At 44.8% G+C, this 17,529-nt stretch carries 17 protein-coding genes and 1 pseudogene; 5 read left to right on the forward strand and 13 right to left on the reverse strand.

The genetic code is table 11. From position 1 onward, the window contains the following. Positions 1-298 precede the first annotated feature (298 nt). The 5 genes from ppx to purM form a co-directional block, all read right to left on the reverse strand. Entirely contained in the window at positions 299-1,831 is a 1,533-nt protein-coding gene (gene ppx / locus VY86_RS17460; RefSeq protein WP_046975894.1) for an exopolyphosphatase, read from the reverse strand. 3 nt (positions 1,832-1,834) lie between these two features. Continuing rightward, on the reverse strand, positions 1,835-3,904 hold the full coding sequence (gene ppk1 / locus VY86_RS17465) for a polyphosphate kinase 1 (RefSeq protein ID WP_046975895.1): 2,070 nt from the start codon (positions 3,902-3,904) through the stop codon (positions 1,835-1,837). A gap of 89 nt (positions 3,905-3,993) precedes the next feature. Continuing rightward, positions 3,994-4,539: a spermidine N1-acetyltransferase gene (gene speG, locus VY86_RS17470; protein WP_046975896.1), complete on the reverse strand. Its 546-nt coding sequence runs from the start codon at positions 4,537-4,539 to the stop codon at positions 3,994-3,996. A 102-nt stretch (positions 4,540-4,641) separates the two neighbouring features. Next, positions 4,642-5,280 (reverse strand): phosphoribosylglycinamide formyltransferase, encoded by a 639-nt coding sequence (purN, locus tag VY86_RS17475; RefSeq protein WP_046975897.1) that lies wholly within the window; start codon positions 5,278-5,280, stop codon positions 4,642-4,644. Next, on the reverse strand, positions 5,277-6,317 hold the full coding sequence (purM, locus tag VY86_RS17480; protein ID WP_046975898.1) for a phosphoribosylformylglycinamidine cyclo-ligase: 1,041 nt from the start codon (positions 6,315-6,317) through the stop codon (positions 5,277-5,279). The genes purN and purM overlap by 4 nt, the downstream gene beginning before the upstream one ends. 226 nt (positions 6,318-6,543) lie before the next feature. On the opposite strand from purM, the gene upp reads away from it, so the two are divergent. Further along, positions 6,544-7,170 carry a uracil phosphoribosyltransferase gene (gene upp / locus VY86_RS17485; RefSeq protein WP_046975899.1) on the forward strand — a complete coding sequence of 209 codons (627 nt, stop codon included), beginning with the start codon at positions 6,544-6,546 and terminating at the stop codon, positions 7,168-7,170. Positions 7,171-7,237: 67 nt separating this feature from the next. Next, positions 7,238-8,539: a uracil permease gene (gene uraA, locus VY86_RS17490; protein ID WP_046975900.1), complete on the forward strand. Its 1,302-nt coding sequence runs from the start codon at positions 7,238-7,240 to the stop codon at positions 8,537-8,539. 87 nt (positions 8,540-8,626) lie between these two features. On the opposite strand, the gene VY86_RS17495 is transcribed toward uraA, so the two are convergent. The 6 genes from VY86_RS17495 to VY86_RS17520 form a co-directional block, all read right to left on the reverse strand. Beyond that, on the reverse strand, positions 8,627-8,971 hold the full coding sequence (locus VY86_RS17495) for a type II toxin-antitoxin system PemK/MazF family toxin (RefSeq protein WP_021325667.1): 345 nt from the start codon (positions 8,969-8,971) through the stop codon (positions 8,627-8,629). After that, positions 8,971-9,219: an AbrB/MazE/SpoVT family DNA-binding domain-containing protein gene (locus tag VY86_RS17500; protein ID WP_021325668.1), complete on the reverse strand. Its 249-nt coding sequence runs from the start codon at positions 9,217-9,219 to the stop codon at positions 8,971-8,973. The genes VY86_RS17495 and VY86_RS17500 overlap by 1 nt, the downstream gene beginning before the upstream one ends. 278 nt (positions 9,220-9,497) lie before the next feature. Beyond that, positions 9,498-10,802, reverse strand: a complete 1,305-nt coding sequence (locus VY86_RS17505; RefSeq protein WP_046975901.1) for a 6-phospho-beta-glucosidase — start codon at positions 10,800-10,802, stop codon at positions 9,498-9,500. Then, complete coding sequence (locus VY86_RS17510; protein ID WP_046975902.1) at positions 10,799-11,122, reverse strand: PTS lactose/cellobiose transporter subunit IIA; 324 nt, start codon at positions 11,120-11,122, stop codon at positions 10,799-10,801. The genes VY86_RS17505 and VY86_RS17510 overlap by 4 nt, the downstream gene beginning before the upstream one ends. Positions 11,123-11,146: 24 nt before the next feature. Further along, positions 11,147-12,469 carry a PTS sugar transporter subunit IIC gene (locus VY86_RS17515; protein WP_046975903.1) on the reverse strand — a complete coding sequence of 441 codons (1,323 nt, stop codon included), beginning with the start codon at positions 12,467-12,469 and terminating at the stop codon, positions 11,147-11,149. Between the two features lie 28 nt (positions 12,470-12,497). Further along, positions 12,498-12,803, reverse strand: a complete 306-nt coding sequence (locus tag VY86_RS17520; protein WP_046975904.1) for a PTS sugar transporter subunit IIB — start codon at positions 12,801-12,803, stop codon at positions 12,498-12,500. A gap of 377 nt (positions 12,804-13,180) precedes the next feature. Between VY86_RS17520 and VY86_RS17525 the strand changes: the two are divergent. Beyond that, a pseudogene (locus tag VY86_RS17525) lies at positions 13,181-13,387 on the forward strand (hypothetical protein); the annotation flags it as partial. Positions 13,388-13,599: 212 nt separating this feature from the next. Next, positions 13,600-14,307, forward strand: coding sequence for a DnaA inactivator Hda (hda, locus tag VY86_RS17530; protein WP_021324482.1), 708 nt, complete (start codon positions 13,600-13,602; stop codon positions 14,305-14,307). 37 nt (positions 14,308-14,344) lie between these two features. Here the strand turns inward: hda and arsC are convergent, their stop codons facing one another. Both arsC and bepA read right to left on the reverse strand, forming a co-directional pair. After that, positions 14,345-14,701 carry an arsenate reductase (glutaredoxin) gene (gene arsC / locus VY86_RS17535; protein WP_046975906.1) on the reverse strand — a complete coding sequence of 119 codons (357 nt, stop codon included), beginning with the start codon at positions 14,699-14,701 and terminating at the stop codon, positions 14,345-14,347. Positions 14,702-14,710: 9 nt separating this feature from the next. Next, the gene (gene bepA, locus VY86_RS17540; protein ID WP_046975907.1) at positions 14,711-16,174 is read right to left on the reverse strand and encodes a beta-barrel assembly-enhancing protease; all 1,464 of its coding nucleotides are present in this window, start codon (positions 16,172-16,174) and stop codon (positions 14,711-14,713) included. Between the two features lie 136 nt (positions 16,175-16,310). Between bepA and VY86_RS17545 the strand changes: the two genes are divergently transcribed. Further along, positions 16,311-17,390 (forward strand): AI-2E family transporter, encoded by a 1,080-nt coding sequence (locus tag VY86_RS17545; RefSeq protein WP_046975908.1) that lies wholly within the window; start codon positions 16,311-16,313, stop codon positions 17,388-17,390. Positions 17,391-17,529 lie beyond the last annotated feature (139 nt).

Here is a 17,529-nt window from a genome sequence, read left to right on the forward strand (position 1 = left end):
TGCATAAAAGGTGCTGGTGAATATACACCAGCTTTTGTGTATATTGATTAGCAATAGTTACACCGCTTATTGTAAATATAGGTTGTATCTGATATTGCTCAAACACCAGAATAAGCTGTTGTTTGTTATCTCATTTGATGATTTTCATTTTTCTCGATTGTTGTCTGCTTACTTTGCTGATGATGATCTAATGCCGCTATGGACGAATAAATGAAACGGCCAAATAAAATCAGAAAGCTGATAAGTATAACCAGTTTAGTAATTTGAGATCGCTTCTTTTTTTTCATGGGCTAAATCGCTATGTTGATTCCTCTGCTATTTCTAATTGCCAACCTGTAACGTTATGCCAGTATTCCTGCTCTTTTTCCAGATCAAGTTGCATCAGGGTGTTTTCTGATAAGTAATTGTAAGGCAGATAGAGTGCCCAATGACCATCATCAGTAACCAGCCTGAGTGATTCAGGGGTGGTTGTGGATTGACGTTGATTATTGAGTAAAGTCGCCAGACGCAGGATTTGAATTAATGGCAGATATTGTTTTTTCTTAAATAGATTGAATCTTGGCAAATCATCCAGTTTCATTGTTTTGCGGTGACAGCGAACCAGGGTCGCCAGCAGTAATTGTTGTTCCTGATTAAAGCCTGGCAAGTTGGTATTTTGCAGAATATAAGCAGAGTGTCGCTGTAATCCGCTTAAGTTAATACTCAGCCCAACTTCGTGCAGCATTGCCGCCCAGTGTAAAATTGCTTCGAGTTGGGGCTGCACCAGCTTTGGGTTCTGGATGGCCCATTGTTGGTAAAGCGCTTCAGTGGTATTGAGCACACGCTTTGCCTGTTCTCTGTCGATATTGTAGTGTTCAGCCAGGCTTTTTGCCGTTCTCCGGCGGATGTCCTGGTGGCGGAAGCGGCCTTCCATTTCATATAAAACACCTTCGCGCAGAGCGCCATCTGATAGTTGTAACTCTTTTATATGCAGGGCATCGAATACACCGCATAAGATAGCCAGGCCGGGAACAAAAACGTGTTTACGATCATCGGATAATTCAGGTAAGTCGAGGGTTTTAAACTTTTTGAATTTAAGCACTTCTTTGACCAACATTTCCAGCCGTTCAGGTGTGATTAATCCATCCTTCTCTCCCATTGCGACCAGTACCTCATAAACGGCTTTGATTGTCCCGGATGCGCCGAGCGCGGAATTCCAGCCTTTTATGCGGTATTGCCATGAGAGGTTCTCCAGTTTTTGAGCTGCTTCAAGCCGTGCTCTGCGGAATTTCTCTGCACTGATTTCACCGTCGGAAAAGAATTGATGAGAAAAACTGATGCATCCCATCCGGCGGCTTTCTATTAATAAGGGTTCAAAATTTTCGCCGATCACCAGTTCAGTAGAGCCACCACCAATATCAATCACCAGCTTACGATCTTGTTCCGGCTGAGTGTGTTCGACGCCCATGTAGATCAGGCGGGCTTCTTCGTGGCCGGAAATAATTTCAATCGGATAGGGGATGACTTCTTGTGCCCGCCTGATGAATTCTTTGGCGTTGCTAGCTTCACGTAAGCTGTGAGTGCCGACCAGGCAGACGTTATCTGCCGGAAATCCTTGTAGTCGCTCAGCAAATAGCGCAAGGCAAGCCAGACCGCGCTCCATGGCTTCTTCGCTTAATTCACTTTTTTGATTAAGACCGTAAGCAAGGTAGACATGTTGTTTTAACCGGCCAAGGATCTGCAATGCGCCGTTAACGATTCGTGCAATGATCATATGGAAACTGTTTGAACCCAGATCGATAGCGGCAATTTCCATTGGTCTCGGCGTAGATTTATCGTGTGTTAGCGGCATAAATTAGGCTCTTGGTCCAGGTTGTTCGAGGGCTTTTATATAGTCATAAATCGCCAGTTGTGCACGGATTTTCCGTTTATTGCCCCGTGGCACATAACTGTTGCTCAGTTCTTTATCGACGTAACGGGCTTTTACCGTATCGTTGAATTGTAGTTCGAGAATATCCAGTACACGCTGTTTCAATTGTGGATCAAGCAGGCAGACAGCAACTTCAATCCGGTAGTCGATATTACGGGTCATCCAGTCGGCAGACGAGAGAAAGACTTTTTCATCGCCGTTATTGGTAAAGACATAAACCCGATCATGTTCGAGGTAGCGGTCAACGATGCTGGTGATTTGAATATTTTCGCTGAATCCTGGCTGATTGGGCACCAGTGAACACATACCACGTATCAGCAGGCGTATTTTTACACCGGCTTCTGAGGCGTCATACAGGCGGTCCACCAGCTCTTTATCAACAAGGTTATTGATTTTTAATGTAATGCCGGCGGGTTTATCTGCTTTGGCGTTTGCTATTTCCTGAGAAATAAGCTGGTTGAGCATTGCGCGGGAATTTTGTGGTGAAACCATCAGGTTTTCAAAGTTGACCGGGCGATAGGGGTTTTCAATAAAGTTGAATACCCGACGGACTTCGTTGGTAATTTGCGGATTGGCTGTCAGCAGGGAATAGTCGGTATAGAGACGCGCTGTTTTTTCATTAAAGTTACCTGTACCAATATGGGCATAGCGAACAATTTCTTCGCCTTCCAGACGGGAAATAAAAAACAGTTTTGCGTGGATCTTTAGCCCCGGTGCCGAGAAAATAACATGCACACCTGCTTCGGTCAGCCGTTTAGCCCAATGAATATTGGCTTCTTCATCAAATCGTGCCTGCAATTCAACAACAACGGTAATTTTTTTACCGTTATGGGCGGCATGAATCATTGATTCAATAATGCGGGAGTCTTTTGCTACCCGATAAATATTGATCTTGATAGAAAGCACGCTTGGGTCAAAAGAAGCCTGGCGCAGTAATTCCAGCACGTGTTCAAAGGTGTGATAGGGATAATAGAGCAGAACATCCTGTTCACGAATAGCATCAAAACCATTGCGAAAATTATCAAACCAAGTGTGCCGTAATCTCGGCAAGGGTCTGTTCAGCAGGTTTTTTTTTCCCTCATTGGGAAATTTAATGAAATCTTTAAAGTTGTGATAGCGTCCGCCGGCGATCACCGAGTCGTCATTTGACAGGCCAAGTTTGCTGCGCAGTAATTCCACCATTTCATCTGGCATTTCTCTCTGATAAACGAATCTTACCGGTTCCGCAGTCAGCCGTTGTTTCAGGGTGGATGACATCAATTCGAGCAGGCTTGATTCCATCTCTGTTGCTAAATCATATTCAGAATCACGGGTCATTTTCATTGAATAGGCATTGAGTGAATCATAGTCAAAGAAACCTTTGAAAATTTCATCAAGACAGTAGCGCAGAATATTGTCCAGCAGGATCATTGACTTGCGGCGGCGTGGCATTTCAGGCGGCAAATTAACAAAACGTGGTACCTTATCTGACGGAATTTCCAGTAATGCATATTGGATATTCTGGCCGTGGACAATTTCAATCGCCAGATAAGTGTAGTCATCTTTCAGAAATTCAACCAGATTCGTTTCCGGGTTAATCAGGATTGGCGTGATGTGTGGTCGCAGATGCTGACGAAAATATTGGCGTAACCAGATTTGCTGATTCGGTGAAATTTGTCGTTCATTGATCAGGAAAATTTGATTGCGGGCCATCTCCAACAGTAACTCATTATAGAGCACATCAAATTCATGATCGGTTTTAGCCACTTTGGATTGAATTTTTTTCAGTACGTGCCGGGAGCTGGTGGCGAATCCCCGCGCTTCATTAATCAGTATCCTCCGTTTCACATCAGCAAAACGAACTTTGTAGAATTCGTCCAGATTATTGGAGTAAATACCCAGGAACCGCATCCGTTCTATCAATGGGTTGCTCTTATCCGCCGCTTCCTGAAGCACACGTTCGTTGAAGGATAACCAACTAAGTTCTTTTTCGGTATAGAGCCTGTCTTGGGACATTATTACTCCAGGTGTTGAGGTAAGTGTATTGAAATTTTGAATATTATTAGTCGTGACCTGTCGTTATAACCTCGTCTGTCATGGCGGGTTCAGGCCTTTTTATCTGCCTTGGATGCGAAATATTGATGTTGGAAAACGCACATGCGAATGGCTGTGCGGTAACAGCCATTAATAAAGAATTCATCTATTAATTCGCCCTCAGTGTAGAAACCCAGCTTATTATAGATATGAATGGCTTTACTGTTCTCCTTATCGACAATCAGGTAGAGTTTGTACAGATTAAGTACAGAGAATGCATATTCCATCGCCAGTTTTGCCGCTTTTATTGCATGGCCTTGGCCCTGATATGCCGGATCGATAATGATCTGAAATTCTGACCGGCGATGGATATAGTCGATTTCGACTAATTCAACCAATCCAACTCTGGCGTCAGAACTCGCGATAATAAACCGGCGCTCGCTCTGATCGTGAATATGTTTGTCGTAAAGATCACTCAGTTCAACGAAAGCTTCATAAGGCTCTTCGAACCAGTAACGCATCACGCTGGCGTTGTTATCTAATTGATGGATAAAAGGCAGATCTTCCCGCTCAAGGGGGCGTAACCTGACAGGTGGAGAATGAGAACCACCAGACATTTGATACCTCGGTGTTTTTAATAAATAAGAGAGTATTATTAATAATAGTTCGCAGTGCCGGGTATATTACCACAGCACTGTAATCAAGGGTGAATAAATAGATTATTCTGCGGCATAGCCTTGTGGAGGAAGAATGTTCCCATCCAGATGGGCTTTGCCATTAACCATGCTCAGGCGTCCTTCGACAAACCAGTTGATAACTAATGGGTAGATATCGTGCTCCTGAGTTTGGACCCGTTTAATAACCTCACTTTCCTGGTCATTTGCAAAAATAGGAACTTTGGCTTGCAGGATCACCGGGCCGCCATCCAGCTCTTCTGTCACAAAATGAACGGAGGTGCCGTGTTCTGTATCGCCATTTTCCATTGCCTTGCGGTGAGTATGCAGACCGGGATATTTGGGCAATAGAGAAGGGTGAATGTTTAGCAGGCGACCAAAATAGTGCTGAACAAAATCCGGTGTCAGAATACGCATATAACCTGCGAGGACGACCAGATCGGGTTGATACTGATCGATGGCGTGTTTCAGTGCTTGATCATAAGCCTGACGATCCACATAGTTTTTCGGGTTGACGACATGAGCGGGAATTTCCGCCTGCTCAGCCCGTAGCAGACCGTAAGCATCGGCGGTATTGCTGAATACCGCACAAATTCGCCCACTGATTTTGTTCTGCTGGCAGGCGTCAATCACCGCCTGGAGATTGCTGCCGTTGCCGGAGATCAATACAACGATGTTTTTCATTGAATAACAACCTGTTGTTCGTTCTCTTTTTGTGTGGCGATGGTGCCGATTTGCCAGGCTTTTTCACCGGCGGCGTTGAGTAATTCAAGCGCTTGTTCAACGGCTGTTTGTGGTAGTGCAATGACCATTCCGACACCACAGTTGAATGTACGGTACATTTCATGACGGCTGACATTACCGGTTTGTTGCAGCCAGTTAAATATTGCCGGCCATTGCCAACTGGATTCATTAATTTGAGCCTGGGTATTTTCAGGCAGGACACGTGGAATATTTTCCCAGAAACCGCCGCCGGTTAGATGAGCAATCGCGTGAACATCAACGTGCTCAATCAGGGATAAAAGGGATTTCACATAAATTTTTGTCGGGGCGAGCAGGTGATCTGCGAGTGATTTGCCTTCCAGCTCGGTTGTTTCCGGATCTGTGTTGCTGACGGCCAGAATTTTGCGTATCAGAGAATAGCCGTTTGAATGAGGGCCACTGGCGGCGAGAGCAATCAGGGCATCACCAGCCTGAACTTTACTGCCATCAATGATTTCTGATTTCTCAACGACACCAACGCAGAAACCGGCAACATCATAATCTTCACCGTGATACATCCCCGGCATTTCCGCGGTTTCACCACCAACCAGAGCACAGCCGGATAATTTACAACCTTCCGCGATACCGGTGATAACGCTGGCGGCGGTATCAACATCCAGTTTTCCGGTTGCATAATAATCAAGGAAGAACAGGGGCTCTGCGCCCTGGACAACCAGGTCGTTGACGCACATTGCAACTAAATCAATGCCGATAGTGTCATGGCGTTTGAGATCCATCGCCAGACGCAACTTGGTACCAACACCGTCGGTACCGGAAACCAGGATAGGTTCGCGGTATTTTTGCGGTAATGCACATAAAGCGCCAAATCCACCTAAACCGCCCATGACTTCTGGACGACGAGTCTGTTTTACAACACCTTTGATACGGTCTACCAAGGCATTACCAGCATCGATATCTACACCGGCATCTTTATAGCTGAGAGAGGTTTTGTTGGTCACTGAGAAGCCCTCAAGGCGGTTGCATTTGATAAATTAAGATAAAACGCTGACAATTCTAGCAGCCTAAGCAAACGTTTGCGAGACTCTTATTTAGGATCTCAGTTTTCGGGGAGAAGGCGTGTGTCTGATTAAAATCAACAGATTGGTAGTGGTGTTATGGTTAAAAGGCGGTATAATCTCGCGATTTTTTGTCTGCCGGTGACTTGACATACAGTAGGAGAAGTCCATGAAGATCGTTGAGGTGAACCACCCACTTGTTAAACATAAACTCGGCCTGATGCGAGCGAATGATATCAGCACCAAACGCTTTCGTGAACTGGCCGCAGAAGTCGGAAGCCTTCTGACTTATGAAGCAACCGCTGATTTAGAAACTGAAAAGGTCATTATTGATGGCTGGTGTGGCCCGGTAGCCGTTGAGCAGATTAAAGGTAAGAAAATAACCGTTGTGCCTATTCTGCGTGCGGGATTGGGTATGATGGATGGCGTGTTGGAGAACGTACCAAGTGCCCGGATCAGTGTCGTAGGTGTGTATCGCGATGAAGAAACGTTAGAACCGGTCCCTTATTTCCAGAAACTTGCTTCTAATATTGATGAACGTCTGGCGCTGGTGGTTGATCCCATGTTGGCGACCGGCGGTTCTATGATTGCAACTATTGATTTACTGAAAAAAGCAGGCTGTCAGTCAATTAAAGTTCTGGTTTTGGTTGCGGCGCCTGAAGGTATTGCTGCACTGGAAAAAGCTCATCCTGATGTAGAACTGTATACCGCTTCTATTGATGAGGGACTTAATGAACAGGGGTACATTGTGCCCGGCCTGGGGGATGCAGGCGATAAAATATTTGGTACAAAATAATAAGTTAGCCGACTTTTGAGTCGGCTTTTTTTGGTTCGTGATGCGATAATATGAAGAGGATAAACAAATGACCCGTCGCACTATTGGGGTAGATGAGCGGCCTCCACTTTTACAGACCATTCCACTGAGCTTCCAACATCTTTTTGCTATGTTTGGTGCAACGGTATTGGTGCCGATTCTGTTTAAAGTCAACCCGGCGACGATTCTGCTATTTAACGGGATCGGTACATTGTTATATCTGATTATCTGTAAGGGAAAAATTCCGGCGTATTTGGGATCGAGTTTCGCATTTATTTCACCAGTTTTATTGTTGTTGCCTCTGGGATATGAATTAGCGTTGGGAGGTTTTATCCTGTGTGGTGTGCTGTTTTGCCTGGTTTCATTGATTGTCAAAGTGGCGGGGCGGGGCTGGATTAATGTGCTGTTTCCACCTGCGGCAATGGGGGCGATTGTTGCGGTTATCGGGCTGGAGCTTGCTGGTGTTGCGGCTGATATGGCCGGTTTGCGTCCGGCAGAAGGCGCTGATGTTAATCCAACGACGCTGACAATTTCGCTGGTCACACTGGCGATTACTGTTCTTGGCTCCGTAATGTTCCGTGGATTTCTGGCTATCATTCCGATTCTGATTGGGGTGTTGGTGGGTTACGCACTGGCATTCCTGTTGGGGGAGGTTGACCTGACACCTGTGCGTGAAGCACCGTGGTTTGCATTGCCAACTTTTTACACGCCCCGTTTTGAATGGTTCGCCATAATGACGATCCTGCCTGCGGCACTGGTTGTCATTGCGGAACATGTTGGCCATTTGGTTGTTACGGCAAATATTGTGAAGAGAGATTTGTTGAAAGAACCCGGTTTACATCGTTCTATGTTCGCGAATGGGTTTTCAACTGTGATTTCCGGTTTCTTTGGTTCAACCCCTAATACGACTTATGGCGAAAATATTGGTGTGATGGCAATTACCAAAGTTTACAGTACCTGGGTTATTGGTGGCGCTGCGGTATTGGCGATTCTGCTCTCCTGTGTCGGTAAACTGGCGGCAGCAATTCAAGCCGTGCCTGTTCCGGTCATGGGCGGTGTTTCTCTGTTGCTTTATGGGGTTATCGGAGCATCCGGTATTCGGGTGCTGATTGATTCCAAAGTGGATTACAATAAAGCACAGAATCTAATTCTGACCTCGGTTATTCTTATTATTGGTGTCAGCGGCGCGAAAATAAATATTGGCGTTGCTGAACTTAAAGGTATGGCGCTGGCAACTATTGTGGGTATTGGTATGAGTCTGATTTTCTGCTTGATTAGTATTATTCGTCCTGAAGAACAATATATTGAGTCTTCAATTGAATCTGTTAAGCGTGATAAGTCATTGAAGTAATAAGTTCGATTTATTTCCCCGCTTTGAATGGTTTTAATCAGGGAGGGCGGGGATGGGTAGAATAATTTATCTTATCCGTGGAGGAGATTAAGGAAGCAGATGTTCGCCACCAATGAGAGGAATCAGTTTTAGCAGAACTTCATCGTAAAGTCTGGGTTCTGACTTTGTGATAAATTTTACCTTGCGTTGCCGCCAGTCCAGAGTTTGGATCAAAGTTGTTGCCACGATGCAGCGCTGTTCCAGATTGGTGACAGGTACTTCTGTAGGTGCTCCTCTTATACTTGTGCTAATAGGGCAACAGATAACCAGTCCAGTCAGTCGATTATAAGTTTCATGTGAAAGTATGAGTGTTGGGCGATATTTACCAATTTCTTTGCCTTTTGTTGGTTCGAAATCAAGCCAGCAAATATCACCACGTCTAGGAACGAACATTAGTAATTGAGCTCCTTGTCATTTGGAGTTGCCAGTTCGTCAGCGTGAGCAGTATAAGCAGATAAGCCATTTAATAAGTCAGACTCAGTCAATCGTTTCTTGACGGCTTTTTGAATAACTAATCCTTGTTCACTGATCTCAATGTCTACTGCATCACCTGCTTCAAAATTGGGTATTGTTTTAAGATTTCCCGATAGCCGCAGAGCAATGCTATTTCCCCATTTTTGCAAAATTGCTTGGGTGCGCATTTATATGCCTCCATAAATATCTCTATGTATATCCAATGAGTATACATTAATCCACGTGAGTATCAATAAAGTAGATACAAAAGTAAGCAATTATTCAGAGTAAAGTTCGTTTCGCTCTCAATGAAAAAAAATGCGTGTTACGCCGCAAAAAAAGAGATTACAAGGACAGTTACGATTAAAGGATATCAGTATTAGTCTTTTAGTTACTAATAACTGATATCTCTTTAATTTTATGCTCGTTCTGGTTTCGGGTTATTCAACCAGGTTCAGATTATTCATTAAAATTGCGGCAGATAATCACGATTTATCGCCAATACGTCATCCAAAAGCGGTGAAGCAATATCCACATCAGCAACCAGTGGGTTGGTGATCAATGCCCGCAGTGCAGCGTTACGATCGCCATGAACTGCTGCTTCAATCGTCAAACGCTCGAAGGTTTTTATCTGTTGGGTCAGAGAGTACATACTGTCAGGCAGGCGGCCAAATGTCAGCGGGCGGGCACCCTCTGCATTAATGATACAGTTGGTTTCAATGACGGCATCGTCCGGCAGGCCACGGATAGCACCGCGGTTAGGGGTATTAACCACCAACTGGCTGCCAAGATTATTGTGAATAGCGCATATCAGATCCAGTGCAACTTCAGAATAGAATGAGCCACCGCGGAAACTGAGTTGTTCTGGTTTGTGAGCAAGGTTTGGATCGGCATACAGTTCAAACAGCTCCTGTTCTACTTTCATGACTTGTTCTGCCCGTGTGCCTTGTTTGGCAGCGGCTTCGCGCTCTTCCTGCAACATGCTGCGGGTCTGATAGAAGTAACGGTGATAAGGGCAGGGGATTGCGCCTAATGCTCTGAGTAATGGCGGAGGCCAGGGGGATTCTTTAATGTTATTCATGGTTAATGCCACACCGTTGCATAACATATCAAGCACCTGATGAGTTTCATCCCGCCCTGAAACCAGTACCTGATGTACCCAAACCATATGATTAAGCCCTGCAAAGCGTAATTGCACATCTTGATAAGGATGTTGCAGCACATTGGCAATCATATGATGCATGGTGACCGGGACATTACACAGGCCGATTATTTTTGCCTTGCTATAACGGGAAACCGCTTCGGTGACGATCCCTGCCGGGTTAGTGAAGTTAACAATCCATGCATCTGGCGCAAGTTGTTCAACTTTGCGGGCGATATCCAGCAAAACAGGAATGGTACGTAACGCCTTGGCAAATCCCCCTACGCCTGTCGTTTCCTGACCGATTAAGCCATATTTTAGCCCCAGACGCTCGTCCGCCGCCCGCGCCGGAAGCTGGCCGACACGCAATTGAGTCAAAATAAAACTGGCTCCGCGAATCGCATTATCTGGTGTGAAATGTACGCTGACGGTAACGTGTTCCAGGCCATGACGGGCCAACATACGGCGGGTAAGCGCGGCGATGATTTCTACTTTATGTTTTCCACCATCAATATCAACTAATGCCAGTTCAGAGAGTGGAATGTTTTTGTTGCGCTGAATGAGTCCTTCTACTAACTCAGGTGTGTAGCTGCTACCGCCGCCAATAACGGCTATTTTGATCTGTTTCATATTTTTTCCTCCTGTGATGGCATCCGGCGGTAGAGTTCAATCATATCGCCGGCAAGATCCTGAATAACCATCGCGTTCATTAAATGATCCTGTGCATGTATAGTGATCAGATTGACAGGCAATTTACCACCGCCTTCATCCAACCCGATTAGAGTAGTTTGAATGGCATGCGCCTCTTTGATTGCCTGTTGGGATTCAGCCATCAGTGTTTGTGAAGCTTGAAAGTCACCGTCTCTGGCATGTTGTAATGCCATCAGCGCATGGCTGCGTGCGCTCCCGGCATGAATCAGCAGTTCGACAATAGTTTGTTCCAAATCCATGTGTAAATCCTCCGAAGATTATGGCTAAGATTGAGTTTCTACGCTGGTGGATATCGTCTCTTCTTGTTGCTTATTTTCTTCATTGATTAATTGCTTTTCATAAACTTTGAAGAAGGGATACCAGATAAATAGATCGATTATCATCAGCACGATAGCCAGCACTGCTGCACGGTAGTCCCAGGCGGCGGAAAGCATTGCGCCGAATGGGGCTGGTGTGGTCCAGGGAGAGATAGCGACCATTTTATGCACCAGATCAAGATGCAGGGTGCTGTAAGACAAAACTGCATTGACCAATGGCACAACCAGTAGTGGAATGAATAGGGTTGGATTCATAACAATCGGTGAGCCAAATAACAGTGGTTCGTTAATGTTGAAAATAGCTGGAACTGCGCTCAGTTTTCCGATAGTACGCAAGTGCATAGAACGACTGCGTAGGTAAAGAATAGCCAGAGCTAGGGTGGAGCCGGAGCCACCAAGACAGACATAAAATGACCAATAGGGATCAGTGAGAATTTGGGTTGCAGCAGCTCCTTGAGCCATTAATGCCGCATTGGTGGCAATATTGGCCATAAATATGGGGCTTAGTAGGGCAGTGATAAGATTGGCACCGTGAATACCGGCAAACCACAGTAGATTGGCAATCAGCAGTGCCAGCATAATGGCTGGTAGAGTGTCACCGACGGAAATGAGGGGTTGAAAAATCTGCATGACGGCGGCAGGAATGAGCAGATTGAATTCACTCTGCAAGAGCAAACTGATAGGGTAAACCGTCAGCAGGATACCGGTGACCGGATACAAAAGTTCAAAAGAACGGGCAATCGCCGGTGGTACTTGTGCTGGCATACGGATGGTGATGTTGTATTTTTTCAATAAACGCGTCAGCTCAACTGACCAGATAGCACAAATCAATGAGGTGAATACACCTGCTCCTCCGAGAAAATCAAGTGCGATTTTGTTTTCTATTTGTGGTGCTGCCGCTAGCAAAAACGCCATTAGCGACAGTAAAGCAGAAGTTAACCCATCCAAGCCGTAAGATTTAGCCAGGCTGTAGGCCGTGCCGACCGAAACAAATACGCTCATTAATCCCATAGTCATAAAGTAAGGCATGGTGATGGTGCCCCAGTGTGCTTTAGCAAAGGACAACCAAGCCTGACCGAATAAGGATGAAGTTTGTGCATCGAATGGTGGGTTTGCCACAATTAACATGATACTGCCGATGAGCAAGAATGGCATGGCTGAGATAAAGCCGTCACGTATCGCGCTAATATGTCGCTGGTTACCAATTCGTCCAGCAAACGGGACAATATGGCTTTCTACGACGCGCATGAAAGAAGTATAGAGGCTCATGGTGCACTCCGCGTGATGAGGAAATTGATTATTCCAACAGGCTTAATGCCTTATCGAGAACTTTGTCACCACGAAGAGCACCGTAATCCATCATGTCAATAATGCCTATTGGCTTACCGAGTGGTTTGGCGATAGCGGAAAAATGGGCCAGCTGATACCTTACCTGCGGGCCAAGTAAAACAACGTCGGCATCGGTTATCTGATGTTCTAGCTCAACAGTAGGGATGGCCTTGATCTCAATGTCTAATGCCCGTTTTATCACTTCTGCCTGCATACGTTGTACCAACATGCTGGTGGACATGCCGGCAGCACAACACAATAGGATTTTTTTCATTACTCAGCTTCCTGTTTATTATGTCAGTTGATAATGGGGTAGGCGGTAAATCAGAGCGCCCCCACTTCTTATTAAGATTAGCACTTATGTTAAATTTGTTGCGATTTTGTTGGCATATTAATCTGAATAGTGTGTGAGGAATAGCGATAGAATGTGAGCTTTGTTTGTATTGAACATAGCGTGAAAATGTTAGGTTGTACGGGGCGTTGCAGAGGGATTTCTTATTTCATGAAAATAGTGGATTGCTCGTTTTCACGTCAACCGGACGTTGATTATTTATCATTTTGTTAATACACTGCGTATAAGATATGCCTAATGCCGAAGCAAAGAATTTCGGCTTTTTTTCAGAAGTGCTCCGACAACTGTTGGAGGAGACGATGAATAGTTATACAGTAAAAGAGAAGATGCCCGTTCTTATCCCAGAAGCAGATTTTAATATCAAACTTAACATGACAGAGAAAAATGTAGAGCATACTCAGGCTTTCATTGAGAGTGGGGTGAAGGTTTTCTCTTTGCCTGGATTTGTTACACCACACGGTTATCGCTTATTAGCATCTGTTTCTGGCAATCAGTACAGATTAATGTAGACCTTACCTGTTTTCGCATTCAGAATATTTCACCAGTGCTTGCAGATTGTTCTGTATTATGAAGAAATATTGTGCATTTAAGGGGAGGCTGAAAATGGGTTTAACTTATTGAATCCAAAAAATAGTTTTTTTATTATTTATCTATACAGTTCATTTACAACTATTTTCTGTGATAAACTTGTTTGCGCTTGTTACCTGCTCTGTTTGAGGTGCTTCTGAACACACCATCGCAGCTTTCATTACCTTTATATCTTCCCGATGATGAAACTTTTGCCAGTTTCTTTCCGGGGGAAAACGCCACCCTGTTAGCTGCAATCAAATTGGCCATTAATCAGCCGCATGGCAGCTATATTTATTTTTGGTCCCGTGATAGTGGGGGACGAAGTCATTTGTTGCATGCCGCATGTGCTGAATTGTCCCTGAAAGATGAAGCTGTGGGCTATGTTCCGCTGGATAAACGTGCCTATTTTATCCCTGAGGTGCTTGATGGCATGGAACACTTATCACTGGTTTGTATCGATAATATCGAATGTATTGCTGGTGATGAAGAGTGGGAAATGGCGATTTTCAATCTTTATAATCGCATTCTGGAAATCGGTCGCACTTGTTTGCTTATCAGTGGCGATCGTCCACCTCGTCAGATTGATCTTAGGTTACCTGATTTGGCTTCCCGTCTGGATTGGGGGCAAATTTATAAATTACAACCGCTTTCCGATGATGAGAAATTACAAGCTTTGCAACTGCGGGCAAAATTACGTGGGTTTGAGTTGCCGGAAGATGTGGGGCGCTTCTTACTGAAAAGATTAGACAGAGAAATGCGGACGCTGTTTATGACTTTGAATCAGTTAGATCATGCTTCTATCGTTGCCCAGCGCAAGCTGACGATTCCATTTGTGAAGGATATTCTGCATCTATGACGATGATGGTGGTTTCACCATCATCATATCTACCGGATTAGCCAAGAATTTCTTTTACTTGTTCCGGTGGGCGCCCAAGCCTGGCTTTATCACCACAAACGACAATAGGACGCTCAATCAGTTTAGGATTGGCAACCATCACTTTCAGTAGGTCGTGTTGAGTCAGTTTTTCATCGGCCAGATTCAACTCTTTGTATAGATCTTCTTTCGTTCGCATCAACTGGCGCACATCATGAAAATCAAGCTGTTTTAACAGAACAGATAATTGCTCTACCGTGGGAGGGACCTCCAGATAGAGAATAATCTGCGGCTTAATTCCTTGCTCTTCAATAAGGGCCAAAGTTTCACGGCTTTTGGAACAGCGGGGGTTATGATAAATGATCACGTGGTGCATGAAAGTTCCTTAACGTTTGTATTGATTGTAACGTTGTTGTAGCTGGCGTAATTGATCGATACGGGCATCATAACGTTCTTGATCATAACTGCCTAATTTTACTAGGGCGCTGGCACTGCTGAGGTATTTAATGGCATTGTCAAACTGACCACGAAGTGCCATTTCTTCAGCATACGCCGATAATTCTTCATGGCGTTTGCCTTGTTGGGCAGCGGCTTCCGCCATCAGGTGCCAACCGTTTGGATCATCAGGATTATTGAACGTATAACGGTAGAGCAGCTTTGTAGCCTGCTGGTATTGCTTTGCGCGAATGAGCGCGTTTGCCAGATTAATCTGTAAGACCACATTGTCTTTTTGTTTTTGTAAGGCGTTCTGTAATCGGGTGATAGCCTGAGCCGTTCGGTTTTGTTCAATATCAATATCGGTCATTGTGTCAATAAACCAGAGGTTATCGGGTTGTTTTGCTAATAATGGTTCCAGAATAGCCCGTGCTTCAGCGTATTTTTTATCCTGAGAAAGTAAGATTGCCTGCCCATAAGCGGCGGCAAGTTGCTCTTTAACTGTGCCTTTACGGTAATTTTCCAAAATTTGTTCCAGATAGCCGCGTTGCTCCGTAGTGTACATCCCCATAATACGAACTCTGGCGAACAGAAAATCTTGAGATTGTGGAACACGCTTGGCGGGATATTGGTTAGCACGGTTACGGGCATCAGCAAGGCGGCTGTCAGGTAATGGGTGAGTCAGCAACATCTCTGGTGGTTTAGAACTGTAACGGGTCTGATCTGCCAGGATCTGCATAAAATCCGGCATACCTTGGGGATCAAAACCCGCTTTGCGTAGCGTCTGCATGCCAATGCGGTCAGCTTCCTGCTCATTGGATTGAGTAAAGCTGATCATACCTTGTTGTATACCGGCAAAAGTCCCGCTGAGTGCCGCCATTCCTGCTTGTGGGTTAGCCATCATCAACAGGATAGAGCCCAGAGTACTTGCCCAGGCCAGCGGCGCGGTACGCTGTTGATCTTCCATCATTCGTGCCAGATGGCGCTGAGTGACGTGGGAAATTTCGTGGGCTATAACGGATGCCAGTTCGCTTTCATTGCGGCTATAACGAAAAAGTGCGGCATGGAGTACAACGTTACCGCCAAAGAAAGCGTAAGCGTTGATATTCGGGTTATTGATCAGATAAAAATGAAAAGGTGTTTTAACTGAATCTGCATTAGCCACCAACCGTTGTCCAAGGGTGTTGATATATTGTGTCAATAATGGGTCATAAATCAGCGGAGCATTGTCACGCATCTGGCGGACGTAAAAATCGCCCATTGCCAGTTCCTGATTGATGCTCAGGGTTGAACCTGCCGTGGTACCTATATCCGGCAATGAATCTTCAATAGAGGCGCTGAGAACAGAGGAACTTACTAGCAATAATGTACTGCTTAATATTGCTGTCAGAGATTGTTTAGACATTATTTTCATAAAACAAAAATGCTCTCATTTGGCCATCGTTTTAGATAATGCGTGTATGATGAATAAGGGTACCTTAAAATCAACCAATTAGTACAATTTTTAACAAAAATAGAAACATGAATATTGCTATCAAGGAGCCTGGTCAATGCTGGATATGATTATACAGTGGTATCGCCGTCGGTTTACTGATCCGCAAGTTATTGCGTTGTTTTTCATCCTCCTGGCAGGGTTTTGCATTATTTATTTTTTACATGGCATTTTGGCGCCATTACTGGTGGCGATTGTTCTCGCTTATTTATTGGAATGGCCAACCGCCCAACTTGAGAAGCTGGGATGTTCGCGGACAGTGGCTGTTTGTATTGTGTTGATTATTTTTTCCGGGATCAGCTTGCTGGTTATTCTGATTGTGGCACCAACGGCATGGCAGCAGGGAATTAATCTGTTGTCGGATATGCCTAATATGCTTAACCGGTTTAATGAATATGCCCAAACATTACCGACCCGTTATCCAGCTTTGGTTGATGCCGGCATCATTGATATGATGGCCGAAAATTTGCGCAGTAAGATTTCAACAGCTGGGGAATCTGTGGTGAAGTTTTCGGTAGCTTCATTGATTGGTTTGCTGACATTAGCTATCTATCTGATTCTTGTCCCACTAATGGCCTTTTTCCTGCTGAAAGATAAAAACCAGATGCTGCAAGCGTTACAACGGGTTTTGCCACGTAACCGCATTTTGGCCGGGCAGGTATGGCGCGAGATGAATCAGCAAATCACTAACTATATTCGTGGTAAAGTGACGGAAATGGTGATTGTTGGTATCTGTACCTACGCTGTATTCGCATTTCTTGGGTTAGATTATTCGTTGTTGCTTGCTGTTCTGGTTGGTCTGTCAGTGTTAATTCCTTATGTGGGAGCGGTGATTGTCACCATCCCTGTTGTATTGGTTGCTTTATTTCAATGGGGCGTCGGGACAGATTTCTGGACTGTGGTTATTGCTTATTTGGTTGTTCAGGGGCTGGATGGCAATTTACTGGTGCCGATTTTGTTCTCTGAAGCAGTAAACTTGCATCCGCTGGTGATTATTCTTTCTGTGATTACTTTTGGTGGCTTATGGGGATTTTGGGGTATATTCTTTGCTATTCCGCTGGCGACGCTGATTAAAGCCGTTATTCATGCATGGCCGGAGGAGATGGTTATAACAGAAGACGATGAAATAAAAGAATAAATCTATTTTTAATATGAAAGTGGACTTTGTATTTATCTCTGGGTTAATGCCGGTTATTCGTTATTAGGGCAAGTATGGGATGGAAATCTTCCCTTGTACTTGCCCTTGGTATCTTGAGTTGCTGAATGAGTACGATTAA

This window comes from Photorhabdus thracensis, assembly GCF_001010285.1.
In the GTDB taxonomy this organism is placed as follows: Bacteria; Pseudomonadota; Gammaproteobacteria; order Enterobacterales; family Enterobacteriaceae; genus Photorhabdus; species Photorhabdus temperata.

Bases quoted from the DNA above. Each gene is read 5' to 3' on its own strand.
- uraA (WP_046975900.1), top strand. From the start codon at position 7,238: ATGACCCGTCGCACTATTGGGGTAGATGAGCGGCCTCCACTTTTACAG.
- ppk1 (WP_046975895.1), bottom strand. From the start codon at position 3,904: ATGTCCCAAGACAGGCTCTATACCGAAAAAGAACTTAGTTGGTTATCC.
- VY86_RS17515 (WP_046975903.1), bottom strand. From the start codon at position 12,469: ATGAGCCTCTATACTTCTTTCATGCGCGTCGTAGAAAGCCATATTGTC.
- bepA (WP_046975907.1), bottom strand. From the start codon at position 16,174: ATGAAAATAATGTCTAAACAATCTCTGACAGCAATATTAAGCAGTACA.
- VY86_RS17520 (WP_046975904.1), bottom strand. From the start codon at position 12,803: ATGAAAAAAATCCTATTGTGTTGTGCTGCCGGCATGTCCACCAGCATG.
- ppx (WP_046975894.1), bottom strand. From the start codon at position 1,831: ATGCCGCTAACACACGATAAATCTACGCCGAGACCAATGGAAATTGCC.
- arsC (WP_046975906.1), bottom strand. From the start codon at position 14,701: ATGCACCACGTGATCATTTATCATAACCCCCGCTGTTCCAAAAGCCGT.
- purN (WP_046975897.1), bottom strand. From the start codon at position 5,280: ATGAAAAACATCGTTGTATTGATCTCCGGCAACGGCAGCAATCTCCAG.
- VY86_RS17545 (WP_046975908.1), top strand. From the start codon at position 16,311: ATGCTGGATATGATTATACAGTGGTATCGCCGTCGGTTTACTGATCCG.
- VY86_RS17495 (WP_021325667.1), bottom strand. From the start codon at position 8,971: ATGTTCGTTCCTAGACGTGGTGATATTTGCTGGCTTGATTTCGAACCA.
- speG (WP_046975896.1), bottom strand. From the start codon at position 4,539: ATGTCTGGTGGTTCTCATTCTCCACCTGTCAGGTTACGCCCCCTTGAG.
- VY86_RS17505 (WP_046975901.1), bottom strand. From the start codon at position 10,802: ATGAAACAGATCAAAATAGCCGTTATTGGCGGCGGTAGCAGCTACACA.
- upp (WP_046975899.1), top strand. From the start codon at position 6,544: ATGAAGATCGTTGAGGTGAACCACCCACTTGTTAAACATAAACTCGGC.
- VY86_RS17510 (WP_046975902.1), bottom strand. From the start codon at position 11,122: ATGGATTTGGAACAAACTATTGTCGAACTGCTGATTCATGCCGGGAGC.
- VY86_RS17500 (WP_021325668.1), bottom strand. From the start codon at position 9,219: ATGCGCACCCAAGCAATTTTGCAAAAATGGGGAAATAGCATTGCTCTG.